The following is a 19,254-nucleotide window of genomic DNA, read 5'->3' as shown; positions in this document are numbered from 1 at the left end:
TTCTGAGGGATTACAGGTTGGCCTGTTCGGCTTTGCCGCTTTCTTGAGCGAGTTTTGCGGCGACTTGAGCGACGGCGAGGTCTTGCAGTCCGACGCCTGTACCGTCGAAGAGGGTGATTTCTTCGGCGGAGGTGCGACCGGTGTGATCGCTGTTGATGACGGCGCCGATGGGGTTGATTTGGTCCTCGGTCAGGGTGCCATTGGCGATGGCGTGTTGGGCCTCGCCGATGGAGGTGGACTGTGCGACCTCGTCGGTGAAGACAGTGGCGGCTGCGACCAGCGCGGCGTCGACCTCTTGCTTGCCTTTGGTGTCTGTGCCCATGCAGGCCAGGTGGGTGCCGGGTTTGATCCAGTCTTTCATCAGCAGCGGCTCGAAGGCTGAGGTGATGGTGATGATGACATCCGCCTGCGCGCCGAGTTCTTCTTGGCTGACGGCCTCGAACTCCAGACCCAACTCGGTTGCGACCGCGCCCAGACGGGGCAGCATCTCGGGGTGGGGGTTCCAGGCGACGACCTTCTCAAAATCGCGCTGCTCGGCGGCGGCGCGCAGCTGGAAGGCGGATTGGTGGCCTGCGCCGACCATGCCCAGCACCTTGGCATCGTTGCGGGCCAGATGGGCGATGGACACGGCAGATGAGGCCGCAGTGCGTACGGCGGTCAGGTAATTGCCGCCCACCAGCGCCGAGAGCCGCCCGGTATCTGGATCGAACAGGAAGACGGTGGATTGGTGATTGGTCAGCCCCTTGTCCATGTTGCCGGGCCAGTAGCCGCCGGATTTTACACCCAGCACCTGACCGGCGCGGTCAAAGCCGGATTTGAAGCCATAAAGCGCGTCGGCATAGCCGATGGCCTCACGAATGACCGGGAAGTTATAGGCGTCGCCACGCGCCATGGCGGCAAAGACGTCCTGTACCGCATCGAAGGCCTCGCGGCGTCCGACCAGTTGCTGGCAGAGGTCTTCTCCAACGATCAGCAGGGGTTTGTCTGTCATATCTTTCATGACCTTTTCCTTGAGCTTTGGGGTGCAGGTCCGGGCGGCAGGGGAAGGGATAACTGCCGCCCGGGACGCATGTGCGGCGGCTAGTAAGCCTTGCCGCGCGCGGAGACCGGCCAAAGCGCTTCAACTTTGCCGTTTCGAACACCCACATACCAATCATGCACATTGGCGGTCGGGTCACAGTGACCGGGCACCAGATGCAGCTTGTCATTGACCTTGAGAACGCCGTCGGGGTCGGCGACCACGCCGTGCTCGTCCGAGCATTTGACATATTCCACATCCGTGCGTCCGAAGATCACCGGCAGGCCGCTGTCCACGGATTGGGCCTTGAGGCCTGCGTCCACGATGGCCTTGTCTGCCTTGGCATGGCTCATGACGCTGGTGAGGATGAAGAAGGCGTTCTCCCATTCCCCCCGGTCGATGCGGTTGCCGTTCTCATCAAGGATGCGGCCATAATCGGCATCCATGAAGGCGTAAGAGCCGCATTGCAGTTCGTTATACACGCCCGAGGTGCTCTCGAAGTAATAAGACCCGGTGCCGCCACCGCCGACGATGTCACAGTCCAGCCCTTGGGCCTTCAGCCCGTCCACGGCGTCTTTCACCTGCGCCACGGCGATGTCGATCTTGGCTTTGCGGTCTTCGTAAAGATCCATGTGCTGCATCGCGCCCTGATAGGCCTGGATACCGGCAAACTTGAGACCCGGGGCCGCGTCGATCGCTTTGGCGATGGCGATGACGTCCGCTGTGGTGGTCACGCCGCAGCGACCCGCGCCGCAGTCGATCTCGACCAGGCATTCGATCTGGGTGCCGTGGCGCTGCGCGGCATCGGACAGATCACCCACATTGTCGATATCGTCAACACAGCAGATTGTGCGCGCGCCCAGCTTGGGCATCCGCGCCAGACGGTCGATCTTGGCCGGGTCGCGTACCTGATTGGACACAAGCACATCCTTGATACCGCCACGGGCAAAGACCTCGGCCTCGGACACTTTCTGGCAGCAAATGCCACAGGCGCCGCCCAGCTCGACCTGCAGCTGCGCCACGTCGACGGATTTGTGCATCTTGCCATGCACCCGGTGGCGCATGCCGTGGGCCTTGGCGTAATCGCCCATCTTTTTGATGTTGCGTTCCAGCGCGTCCAGATCCAGCACCAGAGCCGGGGTCTGGATCTCGGATGCGTCCATGCCGATGGCGGCGGGAATGTCGTAACCGACTTCGAGTTGCTCGATGTTTACGGGCTTGTTCATGATGTCCTCCTCAGCCCCGGGTCCAGGGCAGTTTGTCCAGATCCACATTGCCGCCGGTGATGATCACGCCGACGCGTTTGCCTTTGAAGGCCTCGGGGTGCTTCAGAATGGTGGCCAGCGGCACGGCGCAGCTGGGCTCTATCACGATGCGCAGGTATTTCCAGGTGATCTTCATCGCAGCGATGATCTCGTCCTCGCTGGCGGTGTGGATGTCGCTGACGAAGTTCGACACAAAGTGCCAGGTGTTCTCCTTCAGCGGCACTTTCAACCCGTCGGCGATGGTGACCGGCGCGTCATCAGCGATGATGTGACCGGCCTTGAAGCTGCGATAGGCATCGTCGGCCTGTTCCGGTTCCGAGGCGTAGATCTGCACCTCGGGCGCCAGGTTCGACAGGGTCAGGCAGGTGCCCGAGATCATGCCGCCGCCACCGATGGGCGCAACCACGGCATCCAGCCCGTCGGTCTGTTCCAGCAGCTCCGCCGAACAGGTCGCCTGACCCGCAATCACGCGGGGGTCGTTATAGGGGTGCACGAACTCACCGCCCGTGCGCGCCTGCACCTCGGCAAACACCGCCTCGCGCGAGGTGGTCGAGGGCTCGCATTCGGTGATGATCCCGCCATAGCGGCGCACCGCGTCCTTCTTGGCCTGCGGTGCCGTGCGCGGCATCACAACGTTGCACGGGATACCGCGCCGACCGGCGGCATAAGACAGGCTGAGCGCATGGTTGCCGGAAGAATGTGTGCAGACGCCGCGTTCGGCAGCTTCGTCATTCAGGCCAAAGACTGCATTGCAGGCCCCGCGCACCTTGAAGGCCCCGGCCTCCTGGAAGTTCTCGCACTTGAAGAACAGCTGCGCGCCGGTCAGATCGTCCAGATACTCCGACCGCAACACGGGGGTGCGGTTGATATGGGGTTTGATCCGCTCATGCGCCTCGCGCATATCGGCGATGGTCAGGCAATCGGCTGTGGTCATTGCATCCAACATCAGGGCCTCCTTACGCTGCAGATTGCATGGGTGTGGCACGGCCCGCGCGGAAGTATTCCTGCGCTGCGGCCACACCGCTGCCCAGCTCGATCGGATAGTCCAAATCGGCCATGGCCATTTCGATCGTGGCCAGACCGGACAGAACCATCACGTCCGTCAGGCTGCCCAGATGGCCGATGCGGAAGGCCTTGCCGTTCATCTCGCCCAGACCAATGCCAAAGCTGACGCCATAGGCGTTGAAGGCGTGATCCGTCAGGGCATTGCTGTCGAAGCCGTCGGGTACATAGATCGCGCTGACGGTGTCCGAGTAGAGATCCGGCGACTGCGCCACCAGCTCCAACCCCCAGGCCGAGGTGGCCTTGCGCACGCCTTCGGCGAGACGGAAGTGGCGGGCATAGACATTGTCCAAGCCTTCCTCGAACAGCATCTTCAGGCTCTCACCCATGCCATAGATCAGCTGCAGCGGAGGGGTATAGGGAAAGCCGCCCGATGCGTTGGCGTTCATCATGTCGCGGAAGTCAAAGAAGGTGCGCGGCAGTTGGGCCGTCTCCATCGCTGCCAGCGCCTTGGGGCTGACGCACAGGATCGCCATGCCGGTCGCCAGCATGAAGCCTTTCTGCGAGCCCGAGACCGCAATATCAACGCCCCAGTCGTCAAACGCGAAAGGCATCGAGGCCAGCGAGCTGACGCAATCCACAAACAGCATCGCCGGGTGGGCACTGGCATCCATCGCCCCACGCACCGCTGCAATATCCGAACGTACGCCGGTGGCTGTCTCATTATGGGTGACCAGAACCGCCTTGATCTCATGGCCCTTGTCAGCCGCCAGAGCTTCGGCAAACTTCTCCGCCGGGGCACCGCTGCCCCACGCGCATTCGATGATCCGAACATCCAGCCCGTGACGCTGACACAGGTCGATCCAGCGATGACTGAACATGCCATAGCGCGCCACCAGAACCGCGTCGCCGGGGCTGAGCGTGTTGGTGATCGACGCCTCCCATCCGCCCGTCCCGCTGGCCGGGAAGGTGATGATCTGGCCCGCGCTTGTGCCAAACACGCGCCTAGTGTCCTCCAGCACCGGTGCAAACGTCTCAACAAAATCCGGTGCGCGATGATCCTGCGTCTGAACCTGCATCGCCAGACGCAAACGATCAGGAATGTTCGTCGGGCCGGGAATAAAGACCGGGTTCTGGTTGGACATGATAAGCTCCTCCAATTTGGCAAAATTATCTTACCAATCTTCGGACATTGCAATTTTCTCGAAAATGTTTTCCATTATATGAAAAAATAACCTAACGCATTGAAATACATGGCCTGGAAGGTTTTTCATTATCAGGGAAAACGATAACCAATTTGAAAAACACTGTGCCAAAGCCTAAAACTGACCCACAGACAACACAGGAAAATCCCCCATGGAGAATCACAAAAAGCCACGCGGAAGGCCCAAATCAATCTTCAAGGAAAGCTCCGCCGGAACACTGCAATCCCTCGACCGCGCATTGGAAACACTCACAAAACTCGCAGCCCTGGAACGATCTACGCTCAGCGACCTCAGCCGGGAAACCGGCGTGCCAACAGCAACCACCCACCGCATACTGACAACCCTGTCTAATCGTGGCTATGTCAGTTTCGACCAAATACGACAGGAATGGATGGTCGGCATCGAGGCATATCGAACAGGAGCCTCCTACCTCAATCGAAACAGTGTGGTCGAGATTGGCCGGCCCATCCTGCGCAGGCTCATGCGCGAATCCGGCGAGACCGCGAACATGGCAATGCCTGACGGCAGCCACGTCGTATTCGTTAGCCAGATCGAAACCGGAAACCCAATTCGCGCTTTCTTTCCTCCCGGCGCGCGGACGCCCATGTACGCATCCGGGACCGGTAAGGCATTGCTGGCCCAAATGAGCCCGAATGCAGTTGAAGCTCTACTGTCAGATGTCGCGTTTGAAACCTTTACAGATCGCACACATCGATCGACGACATCCTTGTTGGAAGACCTGACACTGGTCCGACAGCGCGGCTGGTCTTTTGACGATGAAGAGCGCTATGCGGGCATGTCATGCACCGGTGCTGCAATCCTGAACCAGTTCGGCATTCCCTGTGCAGGTATTTCTGTTTCGGGCCCGACAGCAAGGATCAACAAAGCCAACGCCGCCTATTTCGGCGAAATGGTGCTGAATGCAGCACGAGAAATCACAATCGCGATCGGAGGGCCGCCGCACTGACCCCCCATGACCCCAGCGCCGTTCAAATATGGTGTCAACAGTATCCGACATATGCTCGAATGATTGGTTTCACGCTTTGGTCAGCGACCAAAATCGTATAGGTAACGCAACCGCTGCGACGATTAAACCGATCGTATACCCTATCCAAACACCCATGGCACCGTAGTCAAAGACGAAGCCAAGCGCATAGCTTGCCGGCAGAGCAAGGGGCCAGTACGCGGTCAGTGTGATGACTGTAGGCAAGTTCATGTCAGACATTCCACGTAATGCGCCAAGTGCAGTGCCCTGAACGCCATCCGCGACCTGCAACAGCGCGACGATAAAGAACAGAGTTACAGCGAGGTCGACTACGGCAGGATCGTTGGACATAGATTCCGCCATCATTCGGCCAGCGGTTATGAACACGATCGCTGCAATCGCCTGCCAGAGGGTCACCATGACAAACGAAGCTTTCAGGATTGGTCTCAACCGCGAGGTGTCGCCTGCGCCCACTGCAAGGCCCACACGGATGGACGCTGCGCCGGCCATTCCAAGCGGGATCATGTACGCCAATCCTGCCAGCGCGTTGACAATCTGATGTGCTGCTAAGGCTTCGGCACCAAGCCACCCCATCATCAGGCCAACCACAGCGTATGCGCCTCCTTCGCCTGCATAACCAAGACAAAGTGGAAGGGCGTCTTTGGCTTGTGCCCAAACATCGGCCCAGACAACCTGTACCCGTTGACGAAACGTGGCCAACCCCGGGGCGCGTTTTAGAACAACGAGAGCAGCTATCAGAGACGCACACTGTGACAGGATACTGGCCAAACCTGCGCCAAGAATGCCGAGGTCAAGAATATGGATTAGGGTGTAATTGGCGGGCACGTTAATTAAAACGCCGAGGTAGGACAGGCCCACTGCCGTCCATGGCCGACCCACTGCATCAAAAAGAGCCTTTAGGCCAAAGAACAAAGTGAAAGGGATGATCCAGACCGCCATCGACATCCAATAGGGTAAAAGGATCGCAAGAACTTCTGTTGGTTGGCCCAATAGACCCAAAAGAGGGTAAAGTACCACCATGAGAAGGGCCGCAAGACCACCGCCCAGTAAGCAAAGCAAAAGCCCGCCACGCAATGCGAGGGCGACCTTTTTAGGGTCCCGAGCCCCCTCTGCCTGACTGATCTGAACTGAAAGCGCTGTAACTACGCCCCAAAGGGCAGAGATCAGAATGATCAGAACCGCAGTGGTTACACCTGCTGCGGCCAAAGGCACTGTTCCGAGCGGTGAAATCATTGCGGTATCGACAACACCGATCAAAAGCGCTGCGGCTAGACCCACCATCAAAGGGACGGCAAGCTTAATCAGCGGTAACAACTCGGCCCGCGTCGGCGCCTGGGAAACAAGGATTTGGTCTGTCATGATTCAAACACCGGGATCGGCCCGGCCTCAAAGTCGCGCGATAGAGCGTTCTGCTCTGGATGATCGGGGGCCGTTCAGCCCTGCGACGGAAGAATCATGAATTTGGTCCCTTTCTGGACGGTGCTTTGCAATTGGTTCTATGGGATTAGTTGAACCGCGTCCAGATGGTTGGAGTCCGGTATCAGGACGCGCTGATCTCAGTTATGTCACTGTCCGGAAAGAGCTTCGAAAAAAGCCGCGCTGTGTTCGTCTGACGGGAAGAAAAGTTCTATCTTCAGGTCGTCAAGTGTGACGTCTGTAATCGTGCTGAATTGAGCAATTGTGCCAAACATTGAAACTTGGTGTTCTCCAAAGCGGTAAACCGCAGGAACTGTCGGCCCCAAATTTATGTCGCTGGAGGATTGCGCCTGAGGGGCAAGAGCCTGCGCAGCCGCATCCAGTTCTGGTATTCCTCCGGCATTGGCGCTTTCCGACCTTAGCCTAAGCATCGTGTGATGTGCCACTACGGGCCAATTCTCGACCAGAGCCTTCATTTGCGGACTCGTCAAAAATGGAAGAAGGCTTTGCCCGATTTCTAAACCCAGAGGAGCAAACAGTTTCGCTGCAGGCCTATTGAGCTGTACAAGCCTCCAGACCCGATCCAGCACCATTCCCGGATAGGGTTCGTGCCTTTTCAGTGTCCATTCAACAGCGCTGCGGATCGAGGCCATTGCAGCGTCGTCAAGCTGTGTCGTGGCAAAGCGAGCGGCGAAACCTTCTGCGCGCATCATCTGATTTCGGGTTTCGACCGGAATATTCAGAACCTCAGACAAGTGAAGGATCATATCCGGGCTGGGCCGGGACCGCCCGGTTTCCAGAAAGGATATATGGCGTGCACTGACATCTGCTTCGATTGCCAGATCAAGCTGGCTCATTCTTCGACGTTTCCGCCATTCTTTCAGCAAACCGGGATACGGGGTCATACCACGAGCTTAGCAACCGTCCGTGCAGAAATCACTTACCTGTGACGTAATTGCTTTGTGTTCAACTTGTGTCGCATGAACGGCATGGTTCAAAGGAGGACGTGATGACACGGCAACAATCAGCAATGCGCTTTTCTGGCGGAATACTGGTGGTCACAGGTATTCTCTTTGTGTTTTCAGCTGTGCCAGCACTTCAGTTTCCGGCGCATCTTTTTCTAAAGCTGGCGTATTGGCCGATTCACTCTGTTCCATCAAGCATGGCGGTACCAACACCACTATTGTTAGCGATCGTCGGCGGTTTGACGGCAGGGTTGGGAGCTATGCAATGGGCGTTGGGGACATATATTGCGCCGTTGTCATCCGTCGCAGCTGCTAACGTCGCAAGGGCGACAGCATGGACATGGTTTTGCGCCGACAGTGCCGGATCCGTATTTGTTGGTGCTCCGTTCAACGTAGTTTTGAATCTGTCCTTTCTGCTTTTGATCCTGCTGTGCAGCAGACCGCGACCGGAAAGTAATCTGGTGAAAACCTGACGCCGTTTCTGTGCCGAGCGCGCTTGGACTGGGGTATCGAGGAATCGTTGCCTACTATTTGATGGCACGTGTCGGTCCTTAAGGGCCGATGCCAAATTCATGACGAAAGGTCGCTTTTGTCTCTGGTCCTAACCCCAGTCCAGGCTGCTCAGCCAGTCTTTCGCTGCGGTAACTGATAATCTTGAAGTCTGATCCACATGTGACAGCAACCAAACTTCTCTAGTCGGAAACTCTGTTACACTTTCCAGCTCAACTTGTTGAAACCGCGGATCGTCGGATGCGATACAACGCGGCAAAAGCGTTTTACCGATCCCCTTCGCAACGGCCTGCATACCCGTTTCAACATCTGCGACTTTTAGATTGGCCCGCAATTCGGGAGACCTCGCCACGTTTTCTAGCCAAGCAGCCTGAGGCAAGGTCTGATGCGCCTCGTCGTAGGTGATCCACTTCAAGTCTTTTATTTGATCTGGCGACAATGAACTTGTCGCGTAAGCCGCAAAGGACAACTCGCCCAATTTTTGCGCCTTGGTTCGTAGACCGCCGCCTGATGGGCGCGCAAAGCGTATCGCCAGGTCGGCCTCTCGCTTGGACAAGTCCAGGTTATTTGATGATGGGACCAGCTCGACAGTTAGGCTCGGATGCAAACGCGTCAGGGCAGCGAAGCCTGGGACGAGGAAACGGTTCACGATAATCGGTACTGAGCTTAGGCGGATAACGCCCTTGACGCGATGTGCACTCTCACCAGATATGCCCCTGATTGCGGCATTCTTCGCTTCAATTGTTTCTACATGCGTCAGGATTTGCAGAGCAGCGTCAGTGGGTTCGTACCGCCCATCGGCACTGCGCAAGAACAAGGTGCATTCCAACGACCGCTCCAGCGCCTTGATCCTCCGGGCGACTGTTGTCTCACTGACGCCAAGTGAACGTCCTGCCTGAGTTAGCTTCCCCTCGCGGTGGAGCGCTAGAAGGTATTTAAGATCGTTCCAGTCATGTTCCTGCATTTTTGCAGACTAACTCGTCTATTTCGTTGATCCAAGCTGCAGTATTGATGGTCTAAATCTGTTCTCACGTGAATTTACGGAGGCCAGAAAATGAAGTTCATCATACTGTTCGAAGATGCACCAGATGCCGATCCGGACATCCGAAACACACATATGTCGAAGCACCTCGATTTCCTTGAGCGGAACTCAAATAAGATTGAGGGCGCTGGACCTTTGTCCGATACAGAACGAAAAGGGCGCGACGGTCTATGGATTGTCGAGGCCGGATCAAAAGAAGAGGTAGATCGACTTGTGCGCGAAGATCCCTTTTGGTCGACTGGCCTCAGGAAATCCTATGCGATCATAAGTTGGAAACAGGTTTACGCAAACGGGTCGAGGGTAATCTGTTCGGGCTGAGGGGTCAGCAAGCTACACAATGCATCGCTTCGACCCACATGTTTTCGCCCACACACAACTTGGAACAAAGGTTCTTGAATTGCTCCAAAACCTGCGACGGTCCGGTGGTCGGACGCGAATTTTTAGGTCAGAAAAATCTTTAATACAAACATGTGGGCCACTGTTGCGACGCCGATACCGGGGGACACTTTCCGGTTTCTTCCAATTCATGTTCAGTGGCGACAAAAGCTTGGCGCAGAATTGATAGTTTTTTTGAAAGACTCTGCTCAATTCTGCCCGCGCGACGTGCTTTACCTTTACGAGACCCTCACGAATGCAAAATACTATGCCACAACGCCCGGATACTATGGTTCTGAATGATAACTGGAGCGATCTACGTCAGTTCCGCGAGCTGCCAGACATCGATTTGGATCGGCTTCTGGAGTACCGAACAGGTCGGATCCGGGAGCAGATGAAGCTGCAGGACGTGGCGGCGCTGGTCATCGTGAACCCGCTTAGTATGCAATATGCCGCGAATTACGATTCCTATCAGCTTTATCAGTCACGAGTACCCACGACCTATCTCTTCATGGCGCAAGACGGGCCGACCATTGTGTTCGGAGGTTATGGCAACAGTCGTCTGATAGACCGAGAGGAACCGGCGGACTTTATCGCGTTTTTTGATGCAGGTCCTAACCTGGCGGACAATGCACGCAGGTTGGCTGACCGTTTGCACGGCTATCTCGAAGAAATCGGTACGGACAGTCGGCGCGTTGCAATTGAATATGTGAACCCGTCTGTCACCCAAGCTTGTCTGCAACGTGGTCTCGAGGTGGTTGATGGTGTGTCTCTGACTGAAAGCGCCCGGTTGATAAAATCTCCTGACGAGATCGAATGCATCAAGTGGTCAGTGGCAGTGGCAGAGCTGGGAATGGCGAAGATGAAGGAGGCTTTGCGTCCTGGCGTGACCGAAACCCAACTTTGGGGCATTTTGAATTACACAAATCTGGCAAACCAAGGCGGGTGGCACGACGGGCGGATGCTGTGTTCTGGCCCGCGCACCAATCCTTGGCTGCAAGAAGCGACACAACGAGTGATCGAATCCGGGGATCTGGTTGGATTTGACACCGATATGGTCGGTCCGATGGGCTACTTCTGTGACGTCTCGCGCACGTTCCACTGCGGCCCTGCCAAGCCCACCGCCCGGCAGAAGGAAATCTATCAGATCGCCTATAACGAAGTGCAGCACAATATGGCGCTCTTGCGTCCCGGGATAACCTTTCACGAATTGCAAAAGCAGTCGTTTGAAATCCCGGAACCCTTTCAGAAACAAGCCTACCCCTGTATCTACCACGGGGTGGGTATGTGTGACGAATACCCGAAGATCATTCCCTATCACTCGGGACTGAACCCGTATGACGGCGTGGTCGAGGCTGGCATGGTGCTGACGGTTGAAAGCTACGTAGGTGCCGTAGGCGAGCGAGATGGGGTTAAGCTGGAAGAACAGGTACTCATAACCGACGATGGTTTTGAGCTGCTTTCCAGTTATCCTTTCGAGGAAGAGTTACTAAATTAATCCACACCAGCTTTGTCTTCGACGCGTTTCCCGAAGTCATGAGAGGGGCGAAGAGCCTGTTGAAACAGGACCGACGCCCCCTCTCACATCCTCAACGGTTTGCAACGGATGGCCAAGTGGCTTTGCGATCCTGTACACACCTTGAATGCTTGCACCATTGGTTTGAATACGCAGGAACGCTGGCAGTGCGCTGCATTTTCCCCCACCCGCTCGGACGCAACACAAAAAGGAAGCAAAGGAGTGCGGAACACGGGACTTTTTACATTCCCGGTGTGGGTCCGGCGGTACTTACTTTAAAGATCAGTTTTCTAACTCTAGGTCTGCCATTGAAAACTTCGCAATGTCCGCGATTTCGGCGCTACCGAGCGCAAAGCGGTGATCCGAGGCATTGAGCGTGAATTCATCGCGCTTAAGGGCCCAATCCACCATACGCAAGTAAAGTACCGTTCCTTGCTGCGCGCCGATGATCAAGTCTTCAACATCGGCGTCCGAAAGCGGAGCGGATGTGACAGCTTCGATGAGTTGGTCGCCATGAGGCAGTGTTTCGTGCTGATGTAGAACAAGGAACTTAGTGTTTTCGCGGTTCATGAAGTCAGCAGACAAAGCTTGATTGACAACCGCTCTGGCGCTTCCATCCGAAATGTTTTCAAGGATTAAAGCAGCGCCTACACGGATAAAAGGATGCTCATCGACTATGGAGTCGAAATATGCGTGCCATAAGGTGACATCAAACGGTTCAGGCAAAATGTCCAAGTTCAACGCCCTTAGATCTGAAGCGGCCACCAGGTAGTGCAGTTCTTCTTCATTTGCAAAAGACGTAAAAAACTTCCGAAGCTTTCTCAGCCGAGATAGTTTGGAGCTGGCTGCCACTCTGAAGAAGTAGGTCTGAACCCCTTTTGTCATGTGATACTGAAAAGACAAATATCTTTGGTACGCGTCGACCTTTGATACGTCCGACACCAAATACTCTTCTAACTTTTTTCTGAATGCGTCTTGGGCCTTCTCAATCAGCCCTTCTATTTGAAACAAATACTCATCTGAGCTCCACTGGGTAACAGACATGAGAACGACCTCTTAGTTGTACTCTTCAAGATAAGGTGACCTAATTTGCTTTAAGTATTGGTGGTCTAGTGCATTCAAAACGAGCGGCACCTGAGAGCCTGCATATTCGTCGCAAAACTCAGAACCCGCTTGTTGCCATCCGTATCTGTTAAACAGGGGTAACAAGTGTGGCGACGTGTGAAGCAGCCCATGTGTCCAGCCGCGGGCCAAGCAATAGTCGAAGCAATATTTGAAAATGTGACGGATCGATCTGGCTCCGTCCATGCTGTCTGCTCTGACAAGGCGTGATAGAATAACGGAACAATTGGGACCGACTTCAGCCGTCGACAAAACTTTCGAGAAGAACCCAAGATCGACCGCAACATCAAATGGTGTCAGACGAAGCGCCGACAACACTTTTCCATCGTGAAGTGAACAAATGAGATGCACCGACGATGCGTCGACTTCATCTATTAACAACCGCGCTTCATGATCCGCCGTAGGATACGGCTTGCCTTGCGCTTTAATGAATTGATCGTAACGCAGACGTCCGACCTCATGTGGCAGTGAAAGCTTGGTCAACAATCGAAATTTGGTATCTCGTGAACGACTACGAGCGGGTAAAAAATCACTTGTTATGGACATCTGACATTCCGCCTAAGCTGAATCCAGGAAGGAACAGAAGCTGGTAAATGAAAAAGCCCAACATCGACAAGATTGTGATCACAAGTGTCGTCAAGACCAGCAGCTTGCCGAAATCCTTTGGCGAACTTTGTTTTCTGATGGCGGCAGTTCGGTGCCTCGGTGTACTGGTTACCCCCATAAAACATGAACCTCCTAAGTCACTGCACTTTCAATGAAACATTGAACCAGCCGCGCGACGCTCGTCTTCCCCCAAATGGGGGAAAACCCGAGGCATTTAGGCGTTATTTTATTGGAGGAGCTATTTGAAACACGCGCCAGATGAATGCCACCCGGCTCCTGCAACCACTTTTCGTCAAAACTGAACTGACCTGGCTTTTGATTGTCTCCGGGCTGACACCCAGCCGGTCGGAGATTTCCAAATTCGACAGACCTTGCAGAACCAACCCGGCGACACGCGATTCAGCTTTTGACAGGCCATAAGCTTTCGCAACGAAATCTGACTGCAGGTGTACGGGTTCTAAAGGGTCAACAATTGTAATCAAAGCGCCAACCAACCCCTTTTCGATCTCCATCTCGACATCGCGCAAGGGTGAGACCACGGCGACAAGTGGCGGGTTTGCGCCGCGCCTTGGGACTTGGACAGCATCTCCTGACTTGTCGCCTTCGCCTTTTGCTGTGGAACTGACGTCCGAAATGCAGAATTTTAAGGCGGCGCCCGCCGTATCGTCACGAGACGTCAGTTTTCCGTCTGTCGATTTGGTTAATCCATCTTGCGTGTCGAGCAATCGCTTTGCAGCGCGGTTTTCGACAATTATGTCCCCGGATTCCGACACAAGAAAAACGCCGGTTGAAATCTTGTCTAACACTGAAAGAACGGCATCATACTTTTGTCTCAAACCATCAGTGAAACGATAAATCTCAGCAGCTTTGGATACGTGAGGGGCGACCAGTGGTCCGGCTTTGCCAACACCGGGCGGGATATCTTCGTCGCATTGACGACCGTAAAGAAACACAAGCCCGCTGAGTGTAACCGGATCATTGGATAAGTTGACAAAACTGCGGCGCAGCCAACCGGCGCGCAACCCTATCTCGACTTCCGGCCTTGCACTGTAGTGGGCATCCAAAGTCCATATGTTTTGGTCAAGCGTGACTGCGAATTGCGGTGTCGAATGAACAAATCCCAGCCCCTCCTGATCATAGTTTGACCCGCGCCCGTCAGCGATAAGCTGATTGTACTCAGACAACAAATGCTCGACTTCGGCAAAGTCCGAACTTGTTTCTTCTATAGCGAATTTGACGTTGTTGATGCTTGAAAATTGGTAGAGCATGGCGCCCTGGGCACCGACTGCCAGTTTGCATGCATCCAGGGCTCGGCCCCAGTTTTTGTCAGAAAGTGCTGCGTCGTAAATCGATATTAGGGTGTCTTGAGTGATCGTCATTCGGCGTTGGCTTCCGGTAAAATCAAGAGGCGTGCGCTACCGCGACACAAGATGCGGAACCGATCAGAGACCGCCCTCTGTCGGCTCTGATGAACTTCAGTCCTTTGATGAAAGTTTGGTTTCGATGATGAACTGCGTGACCGGATCAATGTCTTCCATATGAAGCAATTTGCCGAGCTGGGCGTCCAGGCGTGGCTCATCCCAATTGCGCATGGCAATTGCAATCTCCATTGCCGTCAGGCTGTCCCGGGCCAGTTCGCGAGAGAAGATTGGGATAATCTGATCCCTTAGATCAGGGGACACAGTACCAGAATCTGCCAAAGCGCGAATGAGGGATCGTTTATGGTCTTGTTTGACGTTTGCGGCCTGCAACGCTGAGCCTATGGACTTTACTGCCGTTGGCCCATCTATGGCAATTCCAGCCAGCGACCAATCATATGCATATCCGGAACTCCGAAGAATAGACCTGGGGTATCGTGATCGAACGGTGCGCTTGGCCTTTTCATCGTTGGGTTGCAAACCCAACAGTCGGATTGCAACCGGTACGAAGCTCAAACGACCGAGGTTATCAAACTCACGCAACAGATTGTCCGCGGCGACCGTATCTCGCAATACCTGGATGCTGCTATACGGGGCCCGGTCGATTTCTATCAGGGCAGTGTCTCTCAGTACCGGATCCTTGTGTGAAAGGTATCGTGCAAAAAACGCAACGCGCGCACCGGATGCGGACCTTCTGCCCGGCCAAAGATTTTCCTCTGCCCAGAGGGCATCCAAAAATTCTTCACGCTCTGGGGTTAGATTGAAAATCCGGGTCCACTTGCGTGACACGCCGCGCCCTGCGCTGTCTTTAGCAATAGTTCCGTATGTCATCAGAACCGTCATCGCGGGATTTGCTCGGTAGGCGGCGCGTGTCCTGCTGTCTACTAAAAAAGGGATGTCAGGAGTTCTTTCAAGATCGGTCAGTGACCCTTTTATCTGTTGCTTTGGAACGAATTTGAACGGATTACCCGGCGCAGGCGCGGCCAGTACGATGACGTCGGCAGCAATCAAATGATCTGCCAGAGAAGCGTCGGGCAAGGTGACGCAAACCTGGCAGGCCTGCGCTGAACGAGGCCCGAAAAAACCAAAACAAAGGATTAAAAAAATGATGATGGTCCCCAAAAAGGGCGCGCGTGGTCGTTCTGAATATAGGCGCTGGTTTTTTTGACGGCGGGCACGCATCAACAAACTCCCCAACCACTTTCCGCAATCCAACCAAGTCAATCAAGACGGTGGCTTCACACTCTAAACGTATCAGACCCTCATTCGCCATTTCCCTTAAAAAAGACAGAGATTTCTGAAAGGGCGATACTAGACAGATCAGCAAGCTCCTGTTGGCTTGCAATAACAGTATTTGCATGTGTGGCACCCTGTAAAGCGCCCCGCCATCCAACCAATTGAATGCGTCTCATGGAACGTTTCGGCAGGCAAGGTCGTCGCCAAGAGTTTTACGCCAAACCAGACCTCAAGTTGGCATGCAAGCTTTGAGCGTACTGACCAGTTCGCTTGGTGCCTGGTACTGCGGAAAATGACTGCGATTGAGGGTTTTAGTTGCCGTGTCTGGATACGCGGCGAGCATCTCATCCTGAATCGGAGTTGGAATAACATCGTCTTGCGTGCATCGGATGTAAACCCGCGACAGGTTTTCGAATTCCGTGGTGCGCCTGAATTTCGCCCCCAAAGGTTCTTCCGGCTGAAGCACCATCTTCAGTTCTGTAATATGCGGTAGAAAATCTCCCATAAAGCCGATCGGATTAAAGTGGTTACTGTGTTTGATCCAATTGAGGATATCGCCAGCGGATTGTTCGTCATTCGGCAGCATGGCGGCGAGGTAGATCAATTTGGATATTCGGTTGGGGTATCTTGACGCAACATGAGAAATAACTGCACCGCCCATTGAATGGCCAATCAGAACAACGTCGCGATCAGAGCCTGCTGGAAATCCGGAGGCAACGTCTTCGACATAGTCCTCCATGTCGAGCCCGGAAGAATATGTTGCATTCCCCAAAACGTCGAAGATTGTCATTGGCCGATCGTGACCACGTAGTTGGATCGCGGCAGAGTGGTCAACATGCGGCGCGAGACTTTCCGGTATGTCGCGCCAACTATCAGCAGTGCCGTTCATGCCATGTACAAACAAACAAGTTGTCATATCTCTGCTCCAATTCGTCAAATCAGTGCTTTTTCAGCGGACAGCACAAAAGTCGCAAAAATCTGCGGTGCGGGTCTCGCGTGTAAATCTAATGCCTTAGAACTATCAGGACCCAGCCGCTTAAACATCGTCCAAATGGGTTAGAGCCTGCCGACTAGCTGTCCAGGAAGTTGGCGCCAAAGCTCATCATGAGGCGCACGAACTGAGTGCGTGTCGCGCAATCGGTCTTGGCCAGGATAGATTTGACCTGTGTGTTGATTGTCGACACCGAACGCGCGCGTCTCTCTGAAATTTGACTGTTCGTCAGACCGTCGGCGATCAGGTCGACAAGATTCATCTCAGCGTCGGTTAACCCATATGCCCGTTGCATGGGAAGGGCGTTATAGTGAATGGGAAGACTTGTGTCAGTGCTGTAAACGATGAACCCACCGAACAACTTGGATGTAAATTCAAGCATTCTGTTTAATGGGGAAACTTCAATACACAAAAAGCTGCTGTCGCTTGTAGAAATCGCTTCTTTTCTTGGGCGTGCACCAAACTTTCCGTGATTGGATGCACCTTCCATCAATTTGGCGAAACGTTTTTGATCTGCGGCTTTTCGTAGCCGAAAAACCCCGTTTTGCGTCCTGAGAAAGACCGGGTAGGTATCATGTTGTCTTTTGAACTCTTCGTTCTCAAGTACAACACGCCCTTCACCATCAAGGATACATACACCAACGTTCAACCGGTCCATCGCTGCAAGCATTCCCTGGTGTTCCATAGCAAGCTGTTTGGCCGGTCGTCCAAGGTCAAGCGCTTTGGCAAGGTGCGGTAGTATTGTTGCAAGGTGGGAGCGCTCTTCGAGTGTCAGACGCCCTCGCTTATCTGAAAGCTGCACAGAAAAACGTGAAACTGCGGTATTATCCTTGTTCAACAATCCTGCGGCTCGATGCAGAATGCCAAGCTTTTGTAGGATTTGTACATTCGGCAATTGCTTGAGGTCAGCAATTCCCCGAGCGAGAACATCGTCTTCGATTAAGTCGATCTGGTCTTGCGCGAGAGAGTGGGCCTCAAAGATGTCCTGATCCCGGGCTTCGTGCTCAAAGCATTTTTCAATATACGTTTCGATAGCGGTCAGATCATAGTTTGCAGACGCCAAAGGAGCCACAAGCTGTTTTTGGTTCGGCGTCGTGTGCCATTCAAAAACAATACATCCCACTGCGTTAATCTGTGTTGCCAGTTTGTGTAAAACATCCGGCCACAACCCATCGTCCGCGACAGCGTCATAAATACCCAGAATTGTGTCGTAAGTTTCAGTTTCCACGGAATTCCAATGTGTTAGTCTGGTAATATGAGCGTTGTGTATTCCTTCAAATGCACATTTTGATTGATCGTATAAGACATTTGAGGAATTTGCAGCATCTATCGTTCTGAACACTCAATTTCCATGTGTTCAGGCTCAGCTTTGAAACCGTTTATGAACGGATCCCGCAAGGCGGCCGTTCATGTCTTACCTTTTAGGATTGGTCGGTTTTCTCGACTGGGCTCAACAATACCGCGGTCAAGGCTGGCGCGGAAATCGGCCGACCCAACGACGCTTTTTCACACTAGGCAGTCAGCTGCTCTGCGTCTCGAAAAAATTGAGGTCTACCGATCAGAAACCCCTTGGATCAGTCGGCCCAGGGGCGACGTTCGGATGCTCGATTTCATCGCGGTCGGTTGTTTTCTTAAGCCCACTCAAGTGCCAGGTGCGCACTGAATTGGCGGATGGCAGAGGTTTCGGATCGAGCATGCGGCATCACGCAAACATAGTCCTTTTTCATTTTCAGGGCATGCCGCGAAGGCGTCACGAGCAATCCGGATGCGAGATCAGCTTTTGCCAAAACGGATGGAACCAGGGCGATGCCAGCCCCTTTTTTGGCGGCAGAGATGGCAAGCGTCAGATCGTTAATCGTTAAACCTGCGTGAGAAAACTGTGTCGCATCAGATCCGGCCTGTTGTCTCCAATCCGACCAAAGGGGTTCGCTGGCATAACTGGGGCCCCATTTGTTGTGAATGAGCTTGCTGTCGGGGATATGTGACAAGGCTTCATCCATGTTCGGATACGCCCCAAGGAACGATGGGGCACATACCGGTATCGCAACATCCGAAAACAGGCTTGCTTCTCGGTATCCCGGATAGAGTGTTGAGCCATAGGTCAGGCGAACGTCAATGGCTTCACGCTCAAAATCGATCGGATCTTCCTGCACGCGGATATCCAGAGGGATTCCAGTTTCTTCAGCAAATGTGACTGCCTTGGGTAGAAACCAAAGCTCTGCCAAAGCTGGTAACACGCTGATCACCAATTGTCGGGGGCGTGTCGCGTTGTGCACTATTCGAGCCGCGTCGGATATTTCCTCAAAAGCGCGGGCGAGTTTGGGATACATCATTTCACCAGCGTCCGTCAGTGAGATCCGATTGCCCTTTCTGACAAACAGTCTTTTGCCCAGATGATCCTCGAGCGTTTTGATCTGCAAACTGACGGCAGCGGAACTGACGCCCAGTTCTTTTCCGGCCAACACGAAGCTTCCGCATCGTGCGGCGGCTTCGAATGCCCGTAACGCTGTCAGAGGCGGAAGGGAGTGACTATAGGTCATAGTAAATCTTATGATACCCAA

At 54.2% G+C, this 19,254-nt stretch carries 18 protein-coding genes; 4 read left to right on the top strand and 14 right to left on the bottom strand.

From position 1 onward, the window contains the following. Positions 1 to 10: 10 nt before the first annotated feature. From bhcD to bhcA, 4 genes are all read right to left on the bottom strand, one after another. A complete protein-coding gene (bhcD, locus tag ACR0EV_RS07035) occupies positions 11 to 1,000 on the bottom strand; it encodes an iminosuccinate reductase BhcD (RefSeq protein WP_480799439.1) in 990 nt (329 codons plus the stop codon). A gap of 80 nt (positions 1,001 to 1,080) precedes the next feature. Beyond that, entirely contained in the window at positions 1,081 to 2,244 is a 1,164-nt protein-coding gene (gene bhcC / locus ACR0EV_RS07030) for a 3-hydroxy-D-aspartate aldolase BhcC (protein ID WP_480799438.1), read from the bottom strand. A gap of 10 nt (positions 2,245 to 2,254) precedes the next feature. Further along, positions 2,255 to 3,229 (bottom strand): beta-hydroxyaspartate dehydratase BhcB, encoded by a 975-nt coding sequence (gene bhcB, locus ACR0EV_RS07025; RefSeq protein ID WP_480799437.1) that lies wholly within the window; start codon positions 3,227 to 3,229, stop codon positions 2,255 to 2,257. Positions 3,230 to 3,239: 10 nt separating this feature from the next. Then, positions 3,240 to 4,430, bottom strand: a complete 1,191-nt coding sequence (gene bhcA, locus ACR0EV_RS07020) for an L-aspartate--glyoxylate aminotransferase BhcA (protein WP_480799436.1) — start codon at positions 4,428 to 4,430, stop codon at positions 3,240 to 3,242. A gap of 211 nt (positions 4,431 to 4,641) precedes the next feature. Between bhcA and ACR0EV_RS07015 the strand changes: the two genes are divergently transcribed. Further along, entirely contained in the window at positions 4,642 to 5,457 is an 816-nt protein-coding gene (locus ACR0EV_RS07015) for an IclR family transcriptional regulator (RefSeq protein ID WP_480799435.1), read from the top strand. Between the two features lie 69 nt (positions 5,458 to 5,526). On the opposite strand, the gene ACR0EV_RS07010 is transcribed toward ACR0EV_RS07015, so the two are convergent. Both ACR0EV_RS07010 and ACR0EV_RS07005 read right to left on the bottom strand, forming a co-directional pair. Next, positions 5,527 to 6,855, bottom strand: a complete 1,329-nt coding sequence (locus ACR0EV_RS07010; protein WP_480799434.1) for an MATE family efflux transporter — start codon at positions 6,853 to 6,855, stop codon at positions 5,527 to 5,529. A 206-nt stretch (positions 6,856 to 7,061) separates the two neighbouring features. Next, a complete protein-coding gene (locus ACR0EV_RS07005; protein ID WP_480799433.1) occupies positions 7,062 to 7,817 on the bottom strand; it encodes a helix-turn-helix domain-containing protein in 756 nt (251 codons plus the stop codon). A 104-nt stretch (positions 7,818 to 7,921) separates the two neighbouring features. On the opposite strand from ACR0EV_RS07005, the gene ACR0EV_RS07000 reads away from it, so the two are divergent. Continuing rightward, positions 7,922 to 8,350 (top strand): hypothetical protein, encoded by a 429-nt coding sequence (locus ACR0EV_RS07000; protein WP_480799432.1) that lies wholly within the window; start codon positions 7,922 to 7,924, stop codon positions 8,348 to 8,350. 128 nt (positions 8,351 to 8,478) lie between these two features. Here the strand turns inward: ACR0EV_RS07000 and ACR0EV_RS06995 are convergent, their stop codons facing one another. Next, positions 8,479 to 9,351, bottom strand: a complete 873-nt coding sequence (locus ACR0EV_RS06995; RefSeq protein WP_480799431.1) for a LysR family transcriptional regulator — start codon at positions 9,349 to 9,351, stop codon at positions 8,479 to 8,481. Positions 9,352 to 9,441: 90 nt separating this feature from the next. On the opposite strand from ACR0EV_RS06995, the gene ACR0EV_RS06990 reads away from it, so the two are divergent. Together ACR0EV_RS06990 and ACR0EV_RS06985 are read left to right on the top strand one after the other, a co-directional pair. Further along, the gene (locus ACR0EV_RS06990) at positions 9,442 to 9,747 is read left to right on the top strand and encodes a YciI family protein (RefSeq protein WP_480799430.1); all 306 of its coding nucleotides are present in this window, start codon (positions 9,442 to 9,444) and stop codon (positions 9,745 to 9,747) included. A 313-nt stretch (positions 9,748 to 10,060) separates the two neighbouring features. Next, positions 10,061 to 11,302 (top strand): M24 family metallopeptidase, encoded by a 1,242-nt coding sequence (locus tag ACR0EV_RS06985; protein WP_480799429.1) that lies wholly within the window; start codon positions 10,061 to 10,063, stop codon positions 11,300 to 11,302. 300 nt (positions 11,303 to 11,602) lie between these two features. Here the strand turns inward: ACR0EV_RS06985 and ACR0EV_RS06980 are convergent, their stop codons facing one another. The 7 genes from ACR0EV_RS06980 to ACR0EV_RS06950 form a co-directional block, all read right to left on the bottom strand. Next, positions 11,603 to 12,364 (bottom strand): hypothetical protein, encoded by a 762-nt coding sequence (locus ACR0EV_RS06980; protein WP_480799428.1) that lies wholly within the window; start codon positions 12,362 to 12,364, stop codon positions 11,603 to 11,605. Between the two features lie 12 nt (positions 12,365 to 12,376). Beyond that, positions 12,377 to 12,988, bottom strand: a complete 612-nt coding sequence (locus ACR0EV_RS06975; RefSeq protein ID WP_480799427.1) for a GNAT family N-acetyltransferase — start codon at positions 12,986 to 12,988, stop codon at positions 12,377 to 12,379. A gap of 281 nt (positions 12,989 to 13,269) precedes the next feature. Then, the gene (locus ACR0EV_RS06970) at positions 13,270 to 14,427 is read right to left on the bottom strand and encodes a helix-turn-helix transcriptional regulator (RefSeq protein WP_480799426.1); all 1,158 of its coding nucleotides are present in this window, start codon (positions 14,425 to 14,427) and stop codon (positions 13,270 to 13,272) included. 96 nt (positions 14,428 to 14,523) lie between these two features. After that, positions 14,524 to 15,504 (bottom strand): hypothetical protein, encoded by a 981-nt coding sequence (locus tag ACR0EV_RS06965; RefSeq protein ID WP_480799425.1) that lies wholly within the window; start codon positions 15,502 to 15,504, stop codon positions 14,524 to 14,526. A gap of 427 nt (positions 15,505 to 15,931) precedes the next feature. Continuing rightward, on the bottom strand, positions 15,932 to 16,618 hold the full coding sequence (locus ACR0EV_RS06960; RefSeq protein ID WP_480799581.1) for an alpha/beta fold hydrolase: 687 nt from the start codon (positions 16,616 to 16,618) through the stop codon (positions 15,932 to 15,934). Between the two features lie 154 nt (positions 16,619 to 16,772). Next, positions 16,773 to 17,921, bottom strand: a complete 1,149-nt coding sequence (locus tag ACR0EV_RS06955; protein ID WP_480799424.1) for a helix-turn-helix transcriptional regulator — start codon at positions 17,919 to 17,921, stop codon at positions 16,773 to 16,775. A 403-nt stretch (positions 17,922 to 18,324) separates the two neighbouring features. Further along, on the bottom strand, positions 18,325 to 19,233 hold the full coding sequence (locus ACR0EV_RS06950) for a LysR family transcriptional regulator (RefSeq protein ID WP_480799423.1): 909 nt from the start codon (positions 19,231 to 19,233) through the stop codon (positions 18,325 to 18,327). Positions 19,234 to 19,254: the final 21 nt, after the last annotated feature.

The organism is Ruegeria sp. CF8, assembly GCF_056537285.1.
The sequence above is the reverse complement of the archived record's forward strand: the minus strand, read 5'-3'. Positions and strand labels throughout refer to the sequence as shown.